The organism is Bacteroides sp. AM44-19 (assembly GCF_003603395.1).
Lineage (GTDB): Bacteria > Bacteroidota > Bacteroidia > Bacteroidales > Bacteroidaceae > Bacteroides > Bacteroides uniformis.
Genome location: NZ_QTNB01000001.1, coordinates 537,095 through 552,336 on the forward strand (window position 1 = coordinate 537,095; position 15,242 = coordinate 552,336).

The following is a 15,242-nucleotide window of genomic DNA, read 5'->3' on the forward strand; positions in this document are numbered from 1 at the left end:
CCCTTAACAGCAATGAAAGCTAAATCATTTTACAAGAATAATAAGCATAACAATATGAATCCGAAAGAAAAAGAAAACAACCAGGAAGAGGAGCTGAAAACTCAAGCTACTCCCAACGAATGTGACGAAGAAACTGTCGGACAAGAAACTTCACAAGAAAACGAAGCTCCCCTGACAGAAGAAGAAAAGCTCGCCCAGGAACTGGAAAAGGCCAATGAACAGATTGAAGAGCAGAAGGACAAATACCTGCGCTTGTCTGCCGAGTTTGACAATTACCGCAAACGTACCATGAAGGAGAAAGCAGAACTCATCCTGAACGGTGGTGAAAAGAGTATCAGCAGTATCCTACCCATTGTGGATGACTTTGAACGCGCCCTCAAAAACATGGAGACAGCCACCGACGTAGCCGCCGTAAAAGAAGGCGTTGAACTTATCTACAACAAGTTCATGTCTGTATTGGGACAAAACGGCGTTAAGGTAATAGAGACAAAGGAACAACCGCTCGATACAGACTATCACGAAGCCATCGCCGTGATTCCGGCACCCAATGAAGCACTGAAAGGCAAAATTCTAGACTGTGTACAAACCGGTTACATCCTAAACGACAAAGTGATCCGTCATGCCAAAGTGGTAGTCGGAGAATAACATAAAACTGTATGGAAAAAAGAGATTACTACGAAGTATTGGAAGTCGAAAAGACAGCAACGGTAGAAGAAATAAAGAAAGCCTATCGCAAGAAAGCCATCCAATATCATCCGGACAAGAATCCGGGCGACAAAACAGCCGAAGAGAAATTCAAGGAAGCGGCAGAGGCATACGACGTACTAAGCAATCCGGACAAGCGTGCCCGCTACGATCAGTTTGGTCATGCCGGACTGGGTGGTGCCGCCGGTAATGGTGGTCCGTTCGGCGGCTTCAGTGGAGGCATGTCCATGGACGACATCTTCTCCATGTTCGGTGACATCTTTGGCGGACACAGTGGAGGAGGTTTTGGCGGTTTTGGAGGTTTCGGCGGAGGTGGCGGCACACAACAACGCCGTTACCGTGGTTCGGACTTGCGCGTCAAGGTGAAACTGAACCTCAAGGAAATCTCTACCGGCGTGGAAAAGAAATTCAAACTGAAGAAATACGTGCCTTGTACCCACTGTCATGGTACGGGAGCCGAAGGTGACGGTGGTTCAGAGACCTGCCCGACTTGTAACGGCAGCGGCACGGTAATCCGTAACCAGCAAACCATACTCGGCACCATGCAAACAAGAACCACTTGTCCGACTTGTGGCGGTGAAGGCAAAATCATCAAAAACAAGTGTAAGGAATGTGCCGGTGAAGGTATTGTATACGGTGAAGAAGTAGTAACCGTAAAAATCCCGAAAGGTGTTGCAGAAGGTATGCAACTCTCTATGGGCGGAAAAGGAAATGCAGGCAAGCACAACGGTGTACCGGGTGACCTGCTGATTCTTGTAGAGGAAGAGCAAGACCCGAACCTGATACGCGATGAAAATGACTTGATTTACAACCTGCTCCTCAGCTTCCCGACAGCAGCCTTGGGTGGTGCGGTAGAAATTCCCACGATTGATGGAAAGGTGAAAGTAAAAATTGACTCAGGTACGCAACCGGGAAAAGTACTCCGCCTGCGCGGCAAAGGTTTACCCAACGTGAACGGGTACGGCACGGGAGATTTGCTGGTAAATGTCAGCGTATATGTACCCGAAACGCTGAGCAAGGATGAGAAGAGAGCATTGGAGGAGATGGAAGAATCGGATAACTTCAAGCCGAACACTTCGATTAAAGAGAAAATATTCAAAAAGTTCAAGAGCCTGTTTGACTAATAACATGGTACATAAAGAAGCCTCCCGGTATACAATAAAATATATCGGGAGGCTTTCTTATGGGTTTATCGGGGAAAATGTTAAAGCTCCAACATCCGCTTCATAAAAGCCTTTATTCCCTCCACATCAGAAGCCTGAGGAGCCCACGAAGCCAAATCCTCTGAGGGTAGAGGCTGATATGGGCCTTTTTTAATTTCAAAAATAACGGTACCTGACTCCAAGGCAATAATACTATGCCATGTATTAGAAGGAATTTCCAGACCATATTTACCTTCCGAAGGATTGAGGCATACCTTATCTGTTACATTACCGGCATCATCATAAAAAAATGCCAGCAGACTCCCACGCAAAACCAGATAAGTTTCTTCCTTATCTGTATGACGGTGAGGAGGAAGATAAGTTCCCGGTTCCAAAGCATTCAGCAACCGATGAATAGGAGCATCCATAGACGCATGAAAATTATAATTCATACGTAAACGGGAGTTCTCCTTAGCTCGTGAAGTAACGGTATCCAGCAGCTCTTCTGTTATCAGCTTCATCATAACTTCAGCAATTGGGCAAACTTGGCAGGAAGTTCTGCTTTGCCCGCCTCAATAGACAAACTTTTTCCTTCATTATCTACTAATATAGCAGCCTTCTGCAAGGAAGCCAATGAGGTAACTTCCGACACATTACCGGCAACAAACAAACATCCGGAAAAAAGAGGAGTAATCACCTTCCGGGTATGCCCTTTCCATTTTACAAACACAGCCTGCATCGGGCAATATGTAGTATATCCCGCAGCATTCAAACGCTGCATCAACTTATGTTCAGACTTGGGTGCTGTGTACAATGCATGCCAGCACATCATATCATTATCCGTCATCATATTGTTTGCTTTTTCCATCCCTTTAATAAATCTTTTACAAATAATATCCATCCCACACTGCCGACACCAGCTAAGAACATGAAGCCGATCAAAATCATCAATTTATTGGGCTTTGCAGGCTTCAAAGGTACCGTAGCCGGCTGGACAACCGTATATACCGGTGTAATCTCCTGCACCTTAGCTCTTGCCATCTGCAATTGTTGAGACACTTGTGTATATACTTGATAGGCTAAATTCATTTCATTCTGTAAACGCTCTTGCTCTGCGCGATAACTCAGCAATATTATATTCTGGTTTGCATCTACAAAATTTGCGTATTTCTTCTGGGCAGACTCATAACTGGCCTTTGCTTCTCCATAAAGTTTTTCGGTAAATGCCAAATCATGACGAGCTTTATTAGTTCGATAATCTGTGATGTAGTTCTGCAGGCAATGCATCACGGTATCCGTCAGCGAAGCAGATATCAAAGGATCCTGCATAGTAACAGACAAGGTTGTCACACCTGTCTTTTTGTCTACGGAAACAGAGATACGTTTACTTAAAGCATCTGCAATGGCAGACTCATCTCTAGTAAGACGAAAAGGATCCAGCTTTGCATCCCCCTCTTCCGGTTCATCCTTAAACAAAGACAATGTCCATCCTAACACCTTAAAAGGAGCGGAGAAAATTGCACTCCACCAAGGAGAACGCTGTTCTTCTTTCAAATAAGCATATAAAGTCGTGTCTACTTTTGCTTTCTGATCCTTGACTTTAACATCGAACAGTTCAATCAGAAAAGGAGTAGAACTTACAATATCAGGATAAAGTTCGGGTGACAAAGCATCTTCACCAGAAGAAGTACCCAAATTGATACCCGCCATGGCTGCAAGGGCTCCCATACTTCCGCCACCAGATTTACCACCACTCTCCGGAGCCAACGTCACACTTGTAGAATACTCCTTAGGAATACTAAATGCAACAACCAGTCCAACAAGGGCAGCGATACCACACGCCTTAAAAACCAATTTGCGACTAGCCCATACTTTCTGGGCCAGTTCTATCAAATCTATTTCTTGTTCCTCAGGTTGTGGAGAGGTTATGTTTTGTATTTTTTCTTCGCTCATAATTCAAATTACTTAAAGAGATTAACCATAGTCGCAATCATCGCTGCAATAGAAGCTGTCGTACTTCCCATTCCCAGAATTTCAGTGGTAGTCATCTTCCTTTTCTGTTCTTTACTTGGAACAATTATTTCACAACCTGGTTCAATGGCTTTCTTGTTTCCTGCTCTTAAACGAGAAACTGTACCATTCATGTATATTACATAGGCCTTGCGTTTCTTGGCGTCATTACCAAAACCACCAGCCTGGTTGATATAATATTTCAAGCTTTCACCCTTTTTATATAAAACTGTATTCGGATACATTACAGCACCGTTGATTTTCACTGTACTTACGTACTCCGGAACAAATAATACATCTCCCTCGCGAAGCACCATATCAGCATCTGAACCAGGATTTTTCAAGGCCTCTCCCAGATTTATACCTACAGAATAGGTATCGGACAAATCCAATCTTTTTACAGATATGGAATCTCCGCCTCCCGCTTGCGCCATACGCAGAGCATCTTCCTTACGGCGGAATTCTTCTTCGGTCATCCTACGTATAAGACGCGCTCCTTTTATATAAGCATCGGGAGTTACTCCACCAGCCTTAGCTATCAAGTCACTCAAACGTTCATTCTTTTTCGATAGTGCATAATTACCGCTAAAAAGGACTTCTCCGCCCACCATAACATTCTGTTGTTTAAAATAGGACGGACTCTTACGAACATAAATTTCATCAAAAGGCTCAAGATGGAAATCCTGGCTTCCTTCTCCCACCAATAAGCCATCTTTCAAATCAAAAGAGAAATTCTGGCCTACTGTAGTACTGAAAGATGTACTCTTCGGATCTTTCATGCGCCGTGCAACTTCAACCTTTGTTGTAGCCGCCGCCTCCAACAAGCCACCAGCCTGCAACACCAAATCCTCTACTGTCATTTTATCAGAATAAAGATATGTACCCGGATTGGCAACTTCACCATGAATGGTAAGTGTAGCTTCTTCCTTCAAGTCATGAATACTTGGAATATATAAAATGTCATTCTTCTGCAAAGGAATATCTGCAGCCGTCCCGTTCAGCAAACCTTTCACATCTACTTGTATAACCTCATGCGACAAGTCTTCAAGTTCACGATCGATTATAGCACGGTTTAAGAATGCATCTCCGCGAAGTCCTTCCGCTTTCTTAATCAGCTGCTTCACTGTATTCATCGTACCGTCCAACTGATACAAACCTTCACGATATACAGCACCGCGGATTTCCACACGATTCTCAAAACGCTGTAAAACGGAATCAACCGTTATCTTATCACCGTCATCTACGCGGAATACGGAATAATCCATCTCATCCACATTATAAATTTGATGCTCACGTCCACTTTTACGGATTATACGTAATGCTTTCTTATAAGCATCACCCGTAAAACCACCTGAATACTTCAATAATGTACCTACGGTTTCAGTGGGTTTCATTTCATAAAACATCGGACGTTTTACCTTACCTAATATCTGTACCAGTGACTGGTAAGGATCCACAAGAATTACATCACCATCCTGCAGACGGATGTCATCCTTCATTTTTCCTTTCATAAGTAAATCGTAAACATCCAAATCCGCTATTGTATTTCCATTGCGAATCACTTTAATACTGCGCAAACTACCAATCGGGTTCACACCACCTGCACGATATAAAGCATGAAATACGGAAGCAAATGATGAGAGGGTATAAGTTCCGGGCACCACAACTTCACCCATAACGTTTACTTGAATAGAACGTATTTCTCCTAATGTCAGTTTAACTTGGGTAGACGGAACATTTCCGGTTACTCCAGAATATATTCTGGCAAATTCTTGTTTCAAATAATTATTGGCTTCCTTTACAGTTTTGCCACTCAGATAAACCGGTCCTAAATTATTCACAAGAATACTTCCTTCCGGAGAGATTGTTTGTCGAATCGTTGTTTCAGAAGCTCCCCACACATCAATAATCACCTCGTCACCAGGTCCCAGACGATAATTCTCGGGAGTAGCAACATTCACATTGGGTTCGAAAGTCAAATTATCGTTAGTAAAAATATTATGACCATAAATTTGCGAAGTCGGATCCTCTGTTTCCTTCTCTTGAGACAAGGAACGATTATCCATCATTTGTAAAGAATCCCCTGCAACATCCGTTTGTCTGGCAGAATAAGTTTCCGAGGTTGTACGCAGCCCTTTGACTACGCCACTCATTTCACCACGTTGACGAGAACGCTTCTCATCTTGGGTATTGCTCTGCGGACTTCCAGATTTAGAGTTTTCATACTTTTTCTGAATTCTTTCAACTTGTTCCTTTGTCACTCCCCGCCGCATTAATTCAGTAGTAATCTGCTTTTGATTTTTGCCCATCTGCTGAGCGCTTTTTACATACTGAACAACCTGATCATCTGACATCTGCTGAGCAAAAGCTACCCCTGACAAAGTAAATACCAAAAAGAATAGTGTTATTAATCTACGCATAAGATATTCTGATTAATCTTTTGAGTTCTTGTAATAAATATAAATCGGGCACAAAGGTAATATATTATTTTTATAATATACATTTATTCCACCTCTAAGTTTCAGAAAAAGCATTAAAAAGCTGTCACTTTCACGTCTTTTCATTGGGTAGAAGAAAGCGGGAAAATTGGCACTATTTTTTTCATTAGTCCAATCAAAATAGCCTTTTTTTCAGTATAACTATGTTGCACCAAGGCCAGCACTTCTTCCCGCACATGTTCATAATCATCAACAGATGCCTTTTCACGCTTTATCTTTTCACCGATTACAGAATCCAAAAGTCCATCCCCAGGCCCTCCCACAATGTACACTTCTCCCCCATCCCCCATGACTCCCACTTCCAGGGTGAGCATACAAGCTTCAGACAAGGTAATCAAACAATGAGTATTCGTCGGATACACCTCACCCAAACGTACTATGAACATATCAGTTTCCCTTGTGTCGCGTTTCAACCTGCAATCAGATGATTGCACATATATTTCCGCCACACGCTTACTATATTCCATAGCATTCTCCGGATGACGTGCATTAGCAGCAGATATCATAACCATACGGGACACTCTATACTTTGCCGCCAGGTCCGCAATATTCACTGTCCCCGATATATTCGTTTGAATTGCCTCCGATACAAAATCATCCATCAGTTGTACATGCTTATACGCAGCAGAATGAAAAACAAGTTGAGGACGTGTTTCTTCAAATATAGCCTCCATACGCGTACGGTTAGCAACATCTGCAACCAATACACGGACCTCCAGATTCTTCCAATGATCAGACAATTCCAACTGTACATCATACAATGGGGATTCTGCCTGATCTACCAGAATCAACTGATAAGGATTCAGTGTAGCCAACTGGCGAACGATTTCCCTTCCTACAGCTCCCGCCGCTCCCGTAACCATTACTCTACGCCCCTCGATATGGGCCGTAATTTTACGCATGTCAACTTGCACCGGTTCTCTACGGAGCCAATCTTCTATTTGAATGTCCTTTATCAGTCCATCGTCCATACAATCGCTTAAGGGAGGAACGGTCATTACATGAATATCATGAGAGAACAGTTTATCCAGCATTCCGGAATTTTCCAAATCCGACACCTTGCTTGGAGAGATAATGATTGTATCCACTTTCTTTTTCTTTAGACGGTCAAACAGCTGCTCATCATTGGGATATACCCTGCATCCCATCGTATGTTTACCTATCATATCAGGTTCGTCCGAAATAAAGCCACGCAGGCGATAATGATTATTACGACTAACTCTCAAGGATTTTGCAACATTGACTCCAGTCCCATGGAATCCATAAATAAAAACATTCACGCAATGACGTGCATCAAAAGCAATAGCTTCATAAAGCATCTTCACAGCAATGCGCATACAAGCCATCAGAGAGAAGGTGAACATATATGCCATAAACAGAATGCTGTTCGGCAAAGTTTCTCCAAGCCCCGAAACAGACCAACAGCAATTCCCTAAAAACAGTACAACATAGCTTATCGTAAGACTCCAAAACACACGATAAATATCTACAAAAGAGGAAAAACGGATAACACCCACATAAGTACGGAGAATATGAAAGAAACAGATATTACACAAGACAGCCCAAATGGTCAGCCATACATATAAAGAAATTTCATAAGATACGGACGAAAGCCTATATTGCAAAAAACATGCAGAAAGCATGGAAATCACAACGATAATTACATCTACCAACAGCACCGTCCATTTGGACGCTATGCGTGAAGAAAGATATTTATAATAGATTCTTAAATTCATAATCAGTATCAGACTTATTTGCTATAGGACCTACGACAAAGATGCTTCTTTTCGTTTTATTATCCAATTTTTATGGCAATAAAGTTCAAGACATTCAAATAGAAAATTATCCCACTAAAATATTTCTAAAAAAAACAGAGATTCTTTTTGCCTTTTCAAATAAAGATGTACCTTTGCACCCCGTAAACAAAAGCTTATTGCCGCTATAGCTCAGTTGGTAGAGCAACGCATTCGTAACGCGTAGGTCGCCAGTTCAAGTCTGGCTAGCGGCTCGATATTCAAGCACTGATTATCTGGAATAATCAGTGCTTTTTCTTTTCAAGAATCGTTAGAATAAAAAAACGCTCTTCTACCAATATATTTGCATAAAACATAATGCCCTTCCAAACAGTTTAATCCATAGCCGCATAATTATCCCAAAGCAAGTAAAGCAAGTTTAAAACAGCACCATCTGATTACAATGATAACTTGAAACATATAGGCACATTATTAAAAACATAATACACCTTATATTATACATAGTAATTCCCAATATTTGCGGCAACTTTTCAATAACCCGATTTTTCAATCTTAAATAAAGGATTGAGGTGATTGAAGAACACAAGCCAAAATCAAAAGGCTACCATAGGTTTCTATAACATACTATAAACAAATGAAAAGAATCAAATTATTTACAGCGGCTTTGCTGCTGGCGGCTATATCCGCAGGAAACGATGTGTGGGCGCTTTCCGATTCAAGAAAGAAAGACACGCGTCCGGTAAAATCACCCCAATTCTTCAGTGGAAACGCCAACCCGCTGCTTCCACCTCCTTCAATTCAGACTCTTTGCAGACTGTCTCTACAAAGATAGACACAGACAAAGACGGCATTCACGACCTTTATTTCGTGTTTAAAGGCAAGGAGCTGAAGGTAGATGAATGGATGTTTGAGAGATTTTGAGCTAGCCTTACTACGCTTTATTTCCACATTTACTAAGAATTATTCGTCCGACATCTGTTGCATTATCGTCCGACAGCTGTCGGACGATAATGCAACAGATGTCGGACGAATAAGCAACAACCGTCGGACGAATAATTCTCTGCAAGGAAAAACATAATCTATCGTAGCCCTCAAAGGTATTCAGCGCAATACCGGAAACTATTCATATGATAAGCACTACGCATTCGACCATCACTACAGATTCTCTCTGAAAAAAGCATGCTCCGACTATGTAGTTTCCAATAAAAAATGTATCTTGCGGAGATTTATTAAATACGATATGAACATGAAACCCTATCTAATCCCCTTCTTTGCAACTGTTGCACTGACCGCAACCGCTCAACAAAAAAACGAGATTACCAGCGTCCTCGAAATACTGGATGTAACCAACGGTAACCGGACTGTCGTAAAAGAATTTCCCTACCGGATTGAAGCTCCCAATTGGACGCCCGACGGGCAATGGCTGCTATACAACAGCGACGGAAAGCTTTACCGCCTTTCCCCCACCTCGCCTGCCGAACCGGAACTGATAAACACCGGATTTGCCCAAAACTGCAACAACGACCACGTCCTCTCGGCCGACGGACAGCAGATAGCCATCAGCCACGGGACGAAAGAAGACTATAAATCGCGCATTTATACACTTCCCATCACGGGCGGCACTCCCCGTTTAATAACACCTATGGCTCCCAGCTACCTCCACGGCTGGAGCCCCGACGGCAAAGAGCTTGCCTATTGCGCCGAACGAAACGGCAACTATGACGTCTATACCATCCCAGCGGAAGGAGGTGAAGAAACCCGCCTGACCACTGCCGAAGGTCTGGATGACGGACCGGAATATTCCCCCTGCGGACAATACATCTGGTTCAATTCCGTACGCACCGGACTCATGCAAGTCTGGCGCATGAAGGCAGACGGCTCCGAACAGACCCAGATGACCTTTGACGAAACCCGTAACTCCTGGTTCCCCCACATCTCCCCTGACGGAAAATCCGTTGTATTCATCACCTACTACAAAGGTGACCTGGAACCGGGAGAGCACCTGGCAAACAAGAACGTAGAGCTGCGCCTAATGCCCGCAAACGGTGGAGAACCCAAGACATTGTTAAAGCTTTTCGGTGGACAAGGCACCATCAATGTCAACTCATGGGCACCGGACAGCAAACGCATAGCCTTTGTCAGCTATCGAATTAACTGATATGACTTGATGGTTTTCACTCCATTTTTTACTAACTTTGCCCGACTAAAGATGCAGTAAAACAAAATGGAAAAGAAGAAAATCATTATCGGAACATTCGTCGCACTGATTCTTATTGGAGCAGCTTGTGCAGGAACAGTATACTACTATCTGTTTGCCCCGCAATTCCATCCGAAAAAGACAGTCTATATCTATATAGACCGCGACGACACCGCCGACTCCATATATAATAAGGTGGAACAACAAGGCCATCCTCGAAGCTTCACCGGCTTCCGCTGGATGGCCCAATACAAGAAATATTCCGAAAATATACACACCGGACGCTACGCCATCCGGCCGGGGGAAAACGTATATCACGTATTCAGCCGTCTGTACCGCGGATATCAAGAACCTACGAACCTCACCGTCGGCAGCGTACGCACACTGGACCGGCTGGCACGCAGCGTAGGCAAACAGCTCATGATAGACTCCACCGAAATAGCCGGATTGATGAACGACTCCGCATTCCAACAAAAACTGGGATACAACAAAGAGACCCTGCCCTGCCTCTTCATCCCCGAAACCTACCAAGTCTATTGGGACATGAGTGCAGAAGAGTTCTTCGAAAGAATGCAAAAAGAGCACCAGAAGTTCTGGAACCAGGAACGCTTAGACAAAGCCACCGCCATCGGAATGACCCCGACGGAAGTCTGCACCCTCGCCTCCATCGTCGAGGAAGAGACAAACAACAATCCCGAAAAACCAATGGTGGCAGGGCTCTACATCAACCGCCTGCACACCGGCATGCCTCTGCAAGCCGACCCTACCATCAAATTTGCCTTGCAGGACTTCGGCTTGCGGAGAATTACGAATGCCCATCTGGCAGTAGAATCCCCCTACAATACCTATCTCAACACCGGACTACCTCCCGGTCCCATACGCATCCCCTCACCCATCGGGCTGGATGCTGTGCTGAACCATACGAAACACAACTACCTCTACATGTGTGCCAAAGAGGACTTCTCGGGCACCCATAACTTTGCATCCAATTATGCCGAGCACATGAAAAATGCAAGAAAATATTGGAATGCATTAAACGAAAGAAAGATTTTCAAGTAATCTGCTGATAAAATAAAAGCAAAATCCTATATTTGCGTCAAATATTAATCCATGACTAACACTTAAATATTCAGATATGAGCAAGCAACTCTTACTTGGCGATGAAGCCATTGCACAAGCTGCATTAGACGCCGGACTTTCGGGTGTATATGCCTATCCCGGCACTCCTTCTACGGAAATCACCGAATATATTCAGATGGCACCGATTACTGCCGAAAAGAACATCCATAACCGCTGGTGCTCCAACGAGAAAACTGCAATGGAGGCTGCCCTGGGCATGTCCTTTGCAGGCAAGCGTTCACTGGTGTGCATGAAGCACGTGGGTATGAACGTGGCTGCCGACTGTTTCATCAACTCTGCCATTACCGGCGTAAAAGGTGGTCTTATAATCATTGCTGCCGACGACCCCAGCATGCATTCCTCTCAGAACGAGCAGGACAGCCGTTTCTATGGCGACTTCTCTCTCATCCCGATGTACGAACCAAGCAACCAGCAGGAAGCATACGACATGGTGTACAACGGATTCAACTTCTCCGAACAGACCGGCGAACCCATCCTGATGCGCATGGTTACGCGCCTGGCACACTCCCGTTCCGGCGTAGAGCGCAAGGAGCAACAACCGCAGAATGAGATTTCCTTCAGCGAAGACCCGCGTCAGTTCATCCTCCTGCCGGGTAATGCACGCAAACGTTACAAAGCATTGCTGCAACGCCAGGACGAATTTATCAAAGCTTCTGAAAACTCCGCTTACAACAAATATACCGACGGCCCCAACAAAAAGCTGGGTATCGTGGCATGCGGCATCGGCTACAACTACCTGATGGAGAACTATCCCGAAGGTTGCGAATATCCGGTACTGAAAATCGGACAATACCCGTTGCCCAAGAAACAGCTGATGCAGCTGGTAGAAGCATGTGACGAGATTCTGGTACTGGAAGACGGACAACCGTTCGTAGAAAAACAGCTGAAAGGCTATCTGGGCATCGGCATCAAAGTAAAAGGCCGTTTGGACGGCACTCTTTCACAAGACGGAGAGCTGAACCCGGACAGCGTGGCACGTGCCGTAGGCAAGGAGAACAAGGCTGAATTCAGCGTTCCTTCTCTGGTAGAGATGCGCCCGCCCGCTTTGTGCGAGGGTTGCGGCCATCGCGACATGTACACGGTGCTGACCCAAGTATTGAAAGAAGAATATCCCACTTATAAGGTGTTCAGCGACATTGGTTGCTACACGCTGGGAGCCAATGCCCCATTCAACGCCATTAACTCTTGCGTGGATATGGGCGCCTCCATCACCATGGCGAAGGGTGCTTCGGATGCCGGCCTGCATCCTGCCGTAGCCGTCATCGGCGACTCCACCTTCACCCACTCGGGCATGACGGGACTGCTGGATTGCGTCAACGAAAACGCCGACGTCACCATCGTCATCTCCGACAACGAAACCACCGCCATGACCGGAGGACAAGATTCTGCCGGCACCGGACGTCTGGAAGCCATCTGCGCCGGCATCGGTGTAGCTCCCGAACACATCCGCGTCGTAGTGCCCTTGAAGAAAAACTACGAAGAGATGAAGCAAATCATCCGGGAAGAAATCGAGCACCACGGCGTATCCGTCATCATCCCCCGCAGAGAATGTATCCAAACATTAGCACGCAAAAAAAGAAACAAGTAAAGCCATGAAAAAAGACATCATACTTTCCGGCGTAGGAGGACAAGGTATCCTCTCCATCGCCACTGTAATCGGCAAAGCAGCCCTCAAGGACGGACTCTACATGAAGCAGGCAGAAGTACACGGCATGAGCCAGCGAGGCGGCGACGTGCAGTCCAACCTGCGCATCAGCGACCAACCCATCGCTTCGGACCTCATTCCCACAGGAAAATGCGACCTCATCATCTCCCTGGAACCGATGGAAGCACTGCGCTACCTCCCCTACCTCAGCCCCGAAGGTTGGCTGGTGACCAATGAAGCCCCCTTCATCAACATTCCCAACTATCCGGCAGAAGAAGACATCAAGGCCGAAATCAACAAGCTGCCGCATAAAATCATGCTGAACGTAAACGAAGTGGCAAAAGAAGTCGGCTCTCCCCGCGTAGCGAACATCGTACTGCTGGGCGCCACCATCCCCTTCCTCGGCATCGACTACGCAAAGGTGCAAGACAGCATCCGCGAAATCTTCCAACGCAAGGGCGACGCCATTGTAGAGCTGAACCTCAAAGCGTTGGCTGCCGGCAAAGAGATTGCTGAAAAACTGATGTAAACTATAATTGACTCTAAATTTCAACATACCATGAATAACAAATACTGGGAAGAAGAGATTGAAACGATGCCCCGTGAGCAGTTGCGCGAACTGCAACTGCAACGGTTAAAAAAGACTGTCAGCATTGCCGCCAACTCTCCTTATTATAAAAAGGTATTCCAAGAGCATGGCATCACTGCCGACAGCATCCGGTCTGTAGAAGACATACGTAAGATACCGTTTACCACCAAGGCCGATATGCGCGCCAATTATCCTTTTGGATTAGTAGCAGGCGATATGCGTGAGGACGGAGTACGTATCCATTCTTCCAGTGGTACTACGGGCACGCCGACGGTCATCGTACACTCCCAACACGATTTGGACTCTTGGGCTAACTTAGTGGCACGCTGCCTCTATATGGTAGGTATCCGTAAGACGGATGTTTTCCAAAACAGCTCCGGTTACGGCATGTTCACCGGAGGACTGGGCTTTCAGTATGGAGCCGAACGTCTGGGTGCGCTGACTGTTCCTGCCGCTGCCGGAAACAGCAAGCGTCAGATAAAGTTCATCACCGACTTCAAGACCACTGCCCTGCATGCCATTCCCAGCTATGCCATCCGCTTGGCAGAGGTATTCCAGGAAGAAGGGATGGACCCCGCCGGCACAAGTCTGAAAACGCTTGTTATCGGTGCCGAACCCCACACAGACGAGCAACGCAGAAAGATTGAACGCATGCTTGGCGTCAAAGCCTACAACAGCTTTGGTATGACTGAAATGAACGGTCCCGGCGTAGCCTTCGAGTGCACCGAACAAGACGGCATGCACTTCTGGGAAGATTGCTACCTGGTCGAAATCATTAACCCGGAAACCGGCGAACCCGTACCGGAAGGTGAAATCGGCGAACTGGTACTGACAACGCTGGACAGAGAGATGATGCCCCTCATCCGCTACCGTACACGCGACCTTACCCGCATCCTGCCCGGCAAGTGCCCTTGCGGACGTACCCACATCCGTATAGACCGCATCAAAGGCCGTAGCGACGATATGTTCATCATCAAGGGAGTCAATATCTTCCCCATGCAGGTGGAAAAGGTGCTGGTACAATTCCCCGAATTGGGCAGCAATTACCTCATCACGCTCGAAACGGTCAATAACCAGGATGAGATGATTGTGGAAGTTGAACTTAGCGACCTCTCTACCGACAATTACATCGAGCTGCAAAAGATTAGCAAAGCCATTACCCGCCAGCTGAAAGACGAGATTCTGGTAACTCCGAAGTTACGGTTGGTAAAGAAAGGTTCCTTGCCGCAGAGCGAAGGAAAAGCCGTCAGGGTAAAAGACTTACGGGACAACAAATAAACTTAAAAAAACTCTTTTCAAAACAGACCATCTGTTCACCCGATACAGATGGTCTGTCTTGTATAAACACATCATCTATCTTCCCTTGACACATCATCTGTTTCAGCATCACGTATCATCGTTTCACAATCACCCACATCCGCATAAAACGAAAGAGGAACGGTTATCCAAACAGATTACCGTTCCTCTTTTATAGAAAGCCGCACCGATGATGTGATGAAACTCCGTATGACATGATTTGAGTGCTCCTCCTCTTTGTAATCCACCGACTCAAGAGTTACCCC

At 45.5% G+C, this 15,242-nt stretch carries 13 protein-coding genes and 1 tRNA gene; 9 read left to right on the top strand and 5 right to left on the bottom strand.

Annotation, left to right across the window (positions count from 1 at the left end; translation table 11 throughout):
- Positions 1–12: 12 nt before the first annotated feature.
- Both DW947_RS02470 and dnaJ read left to right on the top strand, forming a co-directional pair.
- Positions 13–645 carry a nucleotide exchange factor GrpE gene (locus tag DW947_RS02470; protein WP_005827933.1) on the top strand — a complete coding sequence of 211 codons (633 nt, stop codon included), beginning with the start codon at positions 13–15 and terminating at the stop codon, positions 643–645.
- 11 nt (positions 646–656) lie between these two features.
- Positions 657–1,829, top strand: coding sequence for a molecular chaperone DnaJ (gene dnaJ, locus DW947_RS02475; protein ID WP_057088198.1), 1,173 nt, complete (start codon positions 657–659; stop codon positions 1,827–1,829).
- Between the two features lie 80 nt (positions 1,830–1,909).
- On the opposite strand, the gene DW947_RS02480 is transcribed toward dnaJ, so the two are convergent.
- The 5 genes from DW947_RS02480 to DW947_RS02500 form a co-directional block, all read right to left on the bottom strand.
- Positions 1,910–2,368 carry a WbuC family cupin fold metalloprotein gene (locus DW947_RS02480; protein WP_044468723.1) on the bottom strand — a complete coding sequence of 153 codons (459 nt, stop codon included), beginning with the start codon at positions 2,366–2,368 and terminating at the stop codon, positions 1,910–1,912.
- The gene (locus DW947_RS02485) at positions 2,368–2,715 is read right to left on the bottom strand and encodes a UpxY family transcription antiterminator (RefSeq protein WP_016273443.1); all 348 of its coding nucleotides are present in this window, start codon (positions 2,713–2,715) and stop codon (positions 2,368–2,370) included. The genes DW947_RS02480 and DW947_RS02485 overlap by 1 nt, the downstream gene beginning before the upstream one ends.
- The gene (locus DW947_RS02490; protein WP_044468719.1) at positions 2,694–3,800 is read right to left on the bottom strand and encodes a Wzz/FepE/Etk N-terminal domain-containing protein; all 1,107 of its coding nucleotides are present in this window, start codon (positions 3,798–3,800) and stop codon (positions 2,694–2,696) included. Before DW947_RS02490 ends, DW947_RS02485 begins: the two co-directional genes overlap by 22 nt.
- 8 nt (positions 3,801–3,808) lie before the next feature.
- Positions 3,809–6,277, bottom strand: a complete 2,469-nt coding sequence (locus DW947_RS02495) for an SLBB domain-containing protein (RefSeq protein ID WP_119958434.1) — start codon at positions 6,275–6,277, stop codon at positions 3,809–3,811.
- Between the two features lie 140 nt (positions 6,278–6,417).
- On the bottom strand, positions 6,418–8,091 hold the full coding sequence (locus tag DW947_RS02500) for an SDR family NAD(P)-dependent oxidoreductase (RefSeq protein WP_119958435.1): 1,674 nt from the start codon (positions 8,089–8,091) through the stop codon (positions 6,418–6,420).
- Positions 8,092–8,290: 199 nt separating this feature from the next.
- Between DW947_RS02500 and DW947_RS02505 the strand changes: the two genes are divergently transcribed.
- From DW947_RS02505 to DW947_RS02535, 7 genes are all read left to right on the top strand, one after another.
- A tRNA-Thr gene (locus DW947_RS02505) sits at positions 8,291–8,363 on the top strand.
- A gap of 445 nt (positions 8,364–8,808) precedes the next feature.
- Complete coding sequence (locus tag DW947_RS21510) at positions 8,809–9,030, top strand: hypothetical protein (RefSeq protein WP_034523134.1); 222 nt, start codon at positions 8,809–8,811, stop codon at positions 9,028–9,030.
- Between the two features lie 325 nt (positions 9,031–9,355).
- Positions 9,356–10,267 carry a TolB family protein gene (locus DW947_RS02515; RefSeq protein ID WP_005836075.1) on the top strand — a complete coding sequence of 304 codons (912 nt, stop codon included), beginning with the start codon at positions 9,356–9,358 and terminating at the stop codon, positions 10,265–10,267.
- 66 nt (positions 10,268–10,333) lie between these two features.
- Positions 10,334–11,365, top strand: coding sequence for an endolytic transglycosylase MltG (gene mltG, locus DW947_RS02520; RefSeq protein ID WP_044467511.1), 1,032 nt, complete (start codon positions 10,334–10,336; stop codon positions 11,363–11,365).
- A gap of 76 nt (positions 11,366–11,441) precedes the next feature.
- Positions 11,442–13,034, top strand: coding sequence for a thiamine pyrophosphate-dependent enzyme (locus tag DW947_RS02525; protein WP_016273438.1), 1,593 nt, complete (start codon positions 11,442–11,444; stop codon positions 13,032–13,034).
- Positions 13,035–13,038: 4 nt separating this feature from the next.
- Positions 13,039–13,620 (top strand): indolepyruvate oxidoreductase subunit beta, encoded by a 582-nt coding sequence (locus DW947_RS02530; protein ID WP_009036846.1) that lies wholly within the window; start codon positions 13,039–13,041, stop codon positions 13,618–13,620.
- A 30-nt stretch (positions 13,621–13,650) separates the two neighbouring features.
- Positions 13,651–14,958, top strand: a complete 1,308-nt coding sequence (locus DW947_RS02535) for a phenylacetate--CoA ligase (RefSeq protein ID WP_057088188.1) — start codon at positions 13,651–13,653, stop codon at positions 14,956–14,958.
- The last annotated feature ends 284 nt before the right edge of the window (positions 14,959–15,242 follow it).

What these genes read in the sequence shown, in the direction of transcription:
- DW947_RS02470 (WP_005827933.1), top strand. Translation starts at nt 13, where the DNA reads ATGAAAGCTAAATCATTTTACAAGAATAATAAGCATAACAATATGAAT.
- dnaJ (WP_057088198.1), top strand. Translation starts at nt 657, where the DNA reads ATGGAAAAAAGAGATTACTACGAAGTATTGGAAGTCGAAAAGACAGCA.
- DW947_RS02480 (WP_044468723.1), bottom strand. Translation starts at nt 2,368, where the DNA reads ATGAAGCTGATAACAGAAGAGCTGCTGGATACCGTTACTTCACGAGCT.
- DW947_RS02485 (WP_016273443.1), bottom strand. Translation starts at nt 2,715, where the DNA reads ATGGAAAAAGCAAACAATATGATGACGGATAATGATATGATGTGCTGG.
- DW947_RS02490 (WP_044468719.1), bottom strand. Translation starts at nt 3,800, where the DNA reads ATGAGCGAAGAAAAAATACAAAACATAACCTCTCCACAACCTGAGGAA.
- DW947_RS02495 (WP_119958434.1), bottom strand. Translation starts at nt 6,277, where the DNA reads ATGCGTAGATTAATAACACTATTCTTTTTGGTATTTACTTTGTCAGGG.
- DW947_RS02500 (WP_119958435.1), bottom strand. Translation starts at nt 8,091, where the DNA reads ATGAATTTAAGAATCTATTATAAATATCTTTCTTCACGCATAGCGTCC.
- DW947_RS02515 (WP_005836075.1), top strand. Translation starts at nt 9,356, where the DNA reads ATGAAACCCTATCTAATCCCCTTCTTTGCAACTGTTGCACTGACCGCA.
- mltG (WP_044467511.1), top strand. Translation starts at nt 10,334, where the DNA reads ATGGAAAAGAAGAAAATCATTATCGGAACATTCGTCGCACTGATTCTT.
- DW947_RS02525 (WP_016273438.1), top strand. Translation starts at nt 11,442, where the DNA reads ATGAGCAAGCAACTCTTACTTGGCGATGAAGCCATTGCACAAGCTGCA.
- DW947_RS02530 (WP_009036846.1), top strand. Translation starts at nt 13,039, where the DNA reads ATGAAAAAAGACATCATACTTTCCGGCGTAGGAGGACAAGGTATCCTC.
- DW947_RS02535 (WP_057088188.1), top strand. Translation starts at nt 13,651, where the DNA reads ATGAATAACAAATACTGGGAAGAAGAGATTGAAACGATGCCCCGTGAG.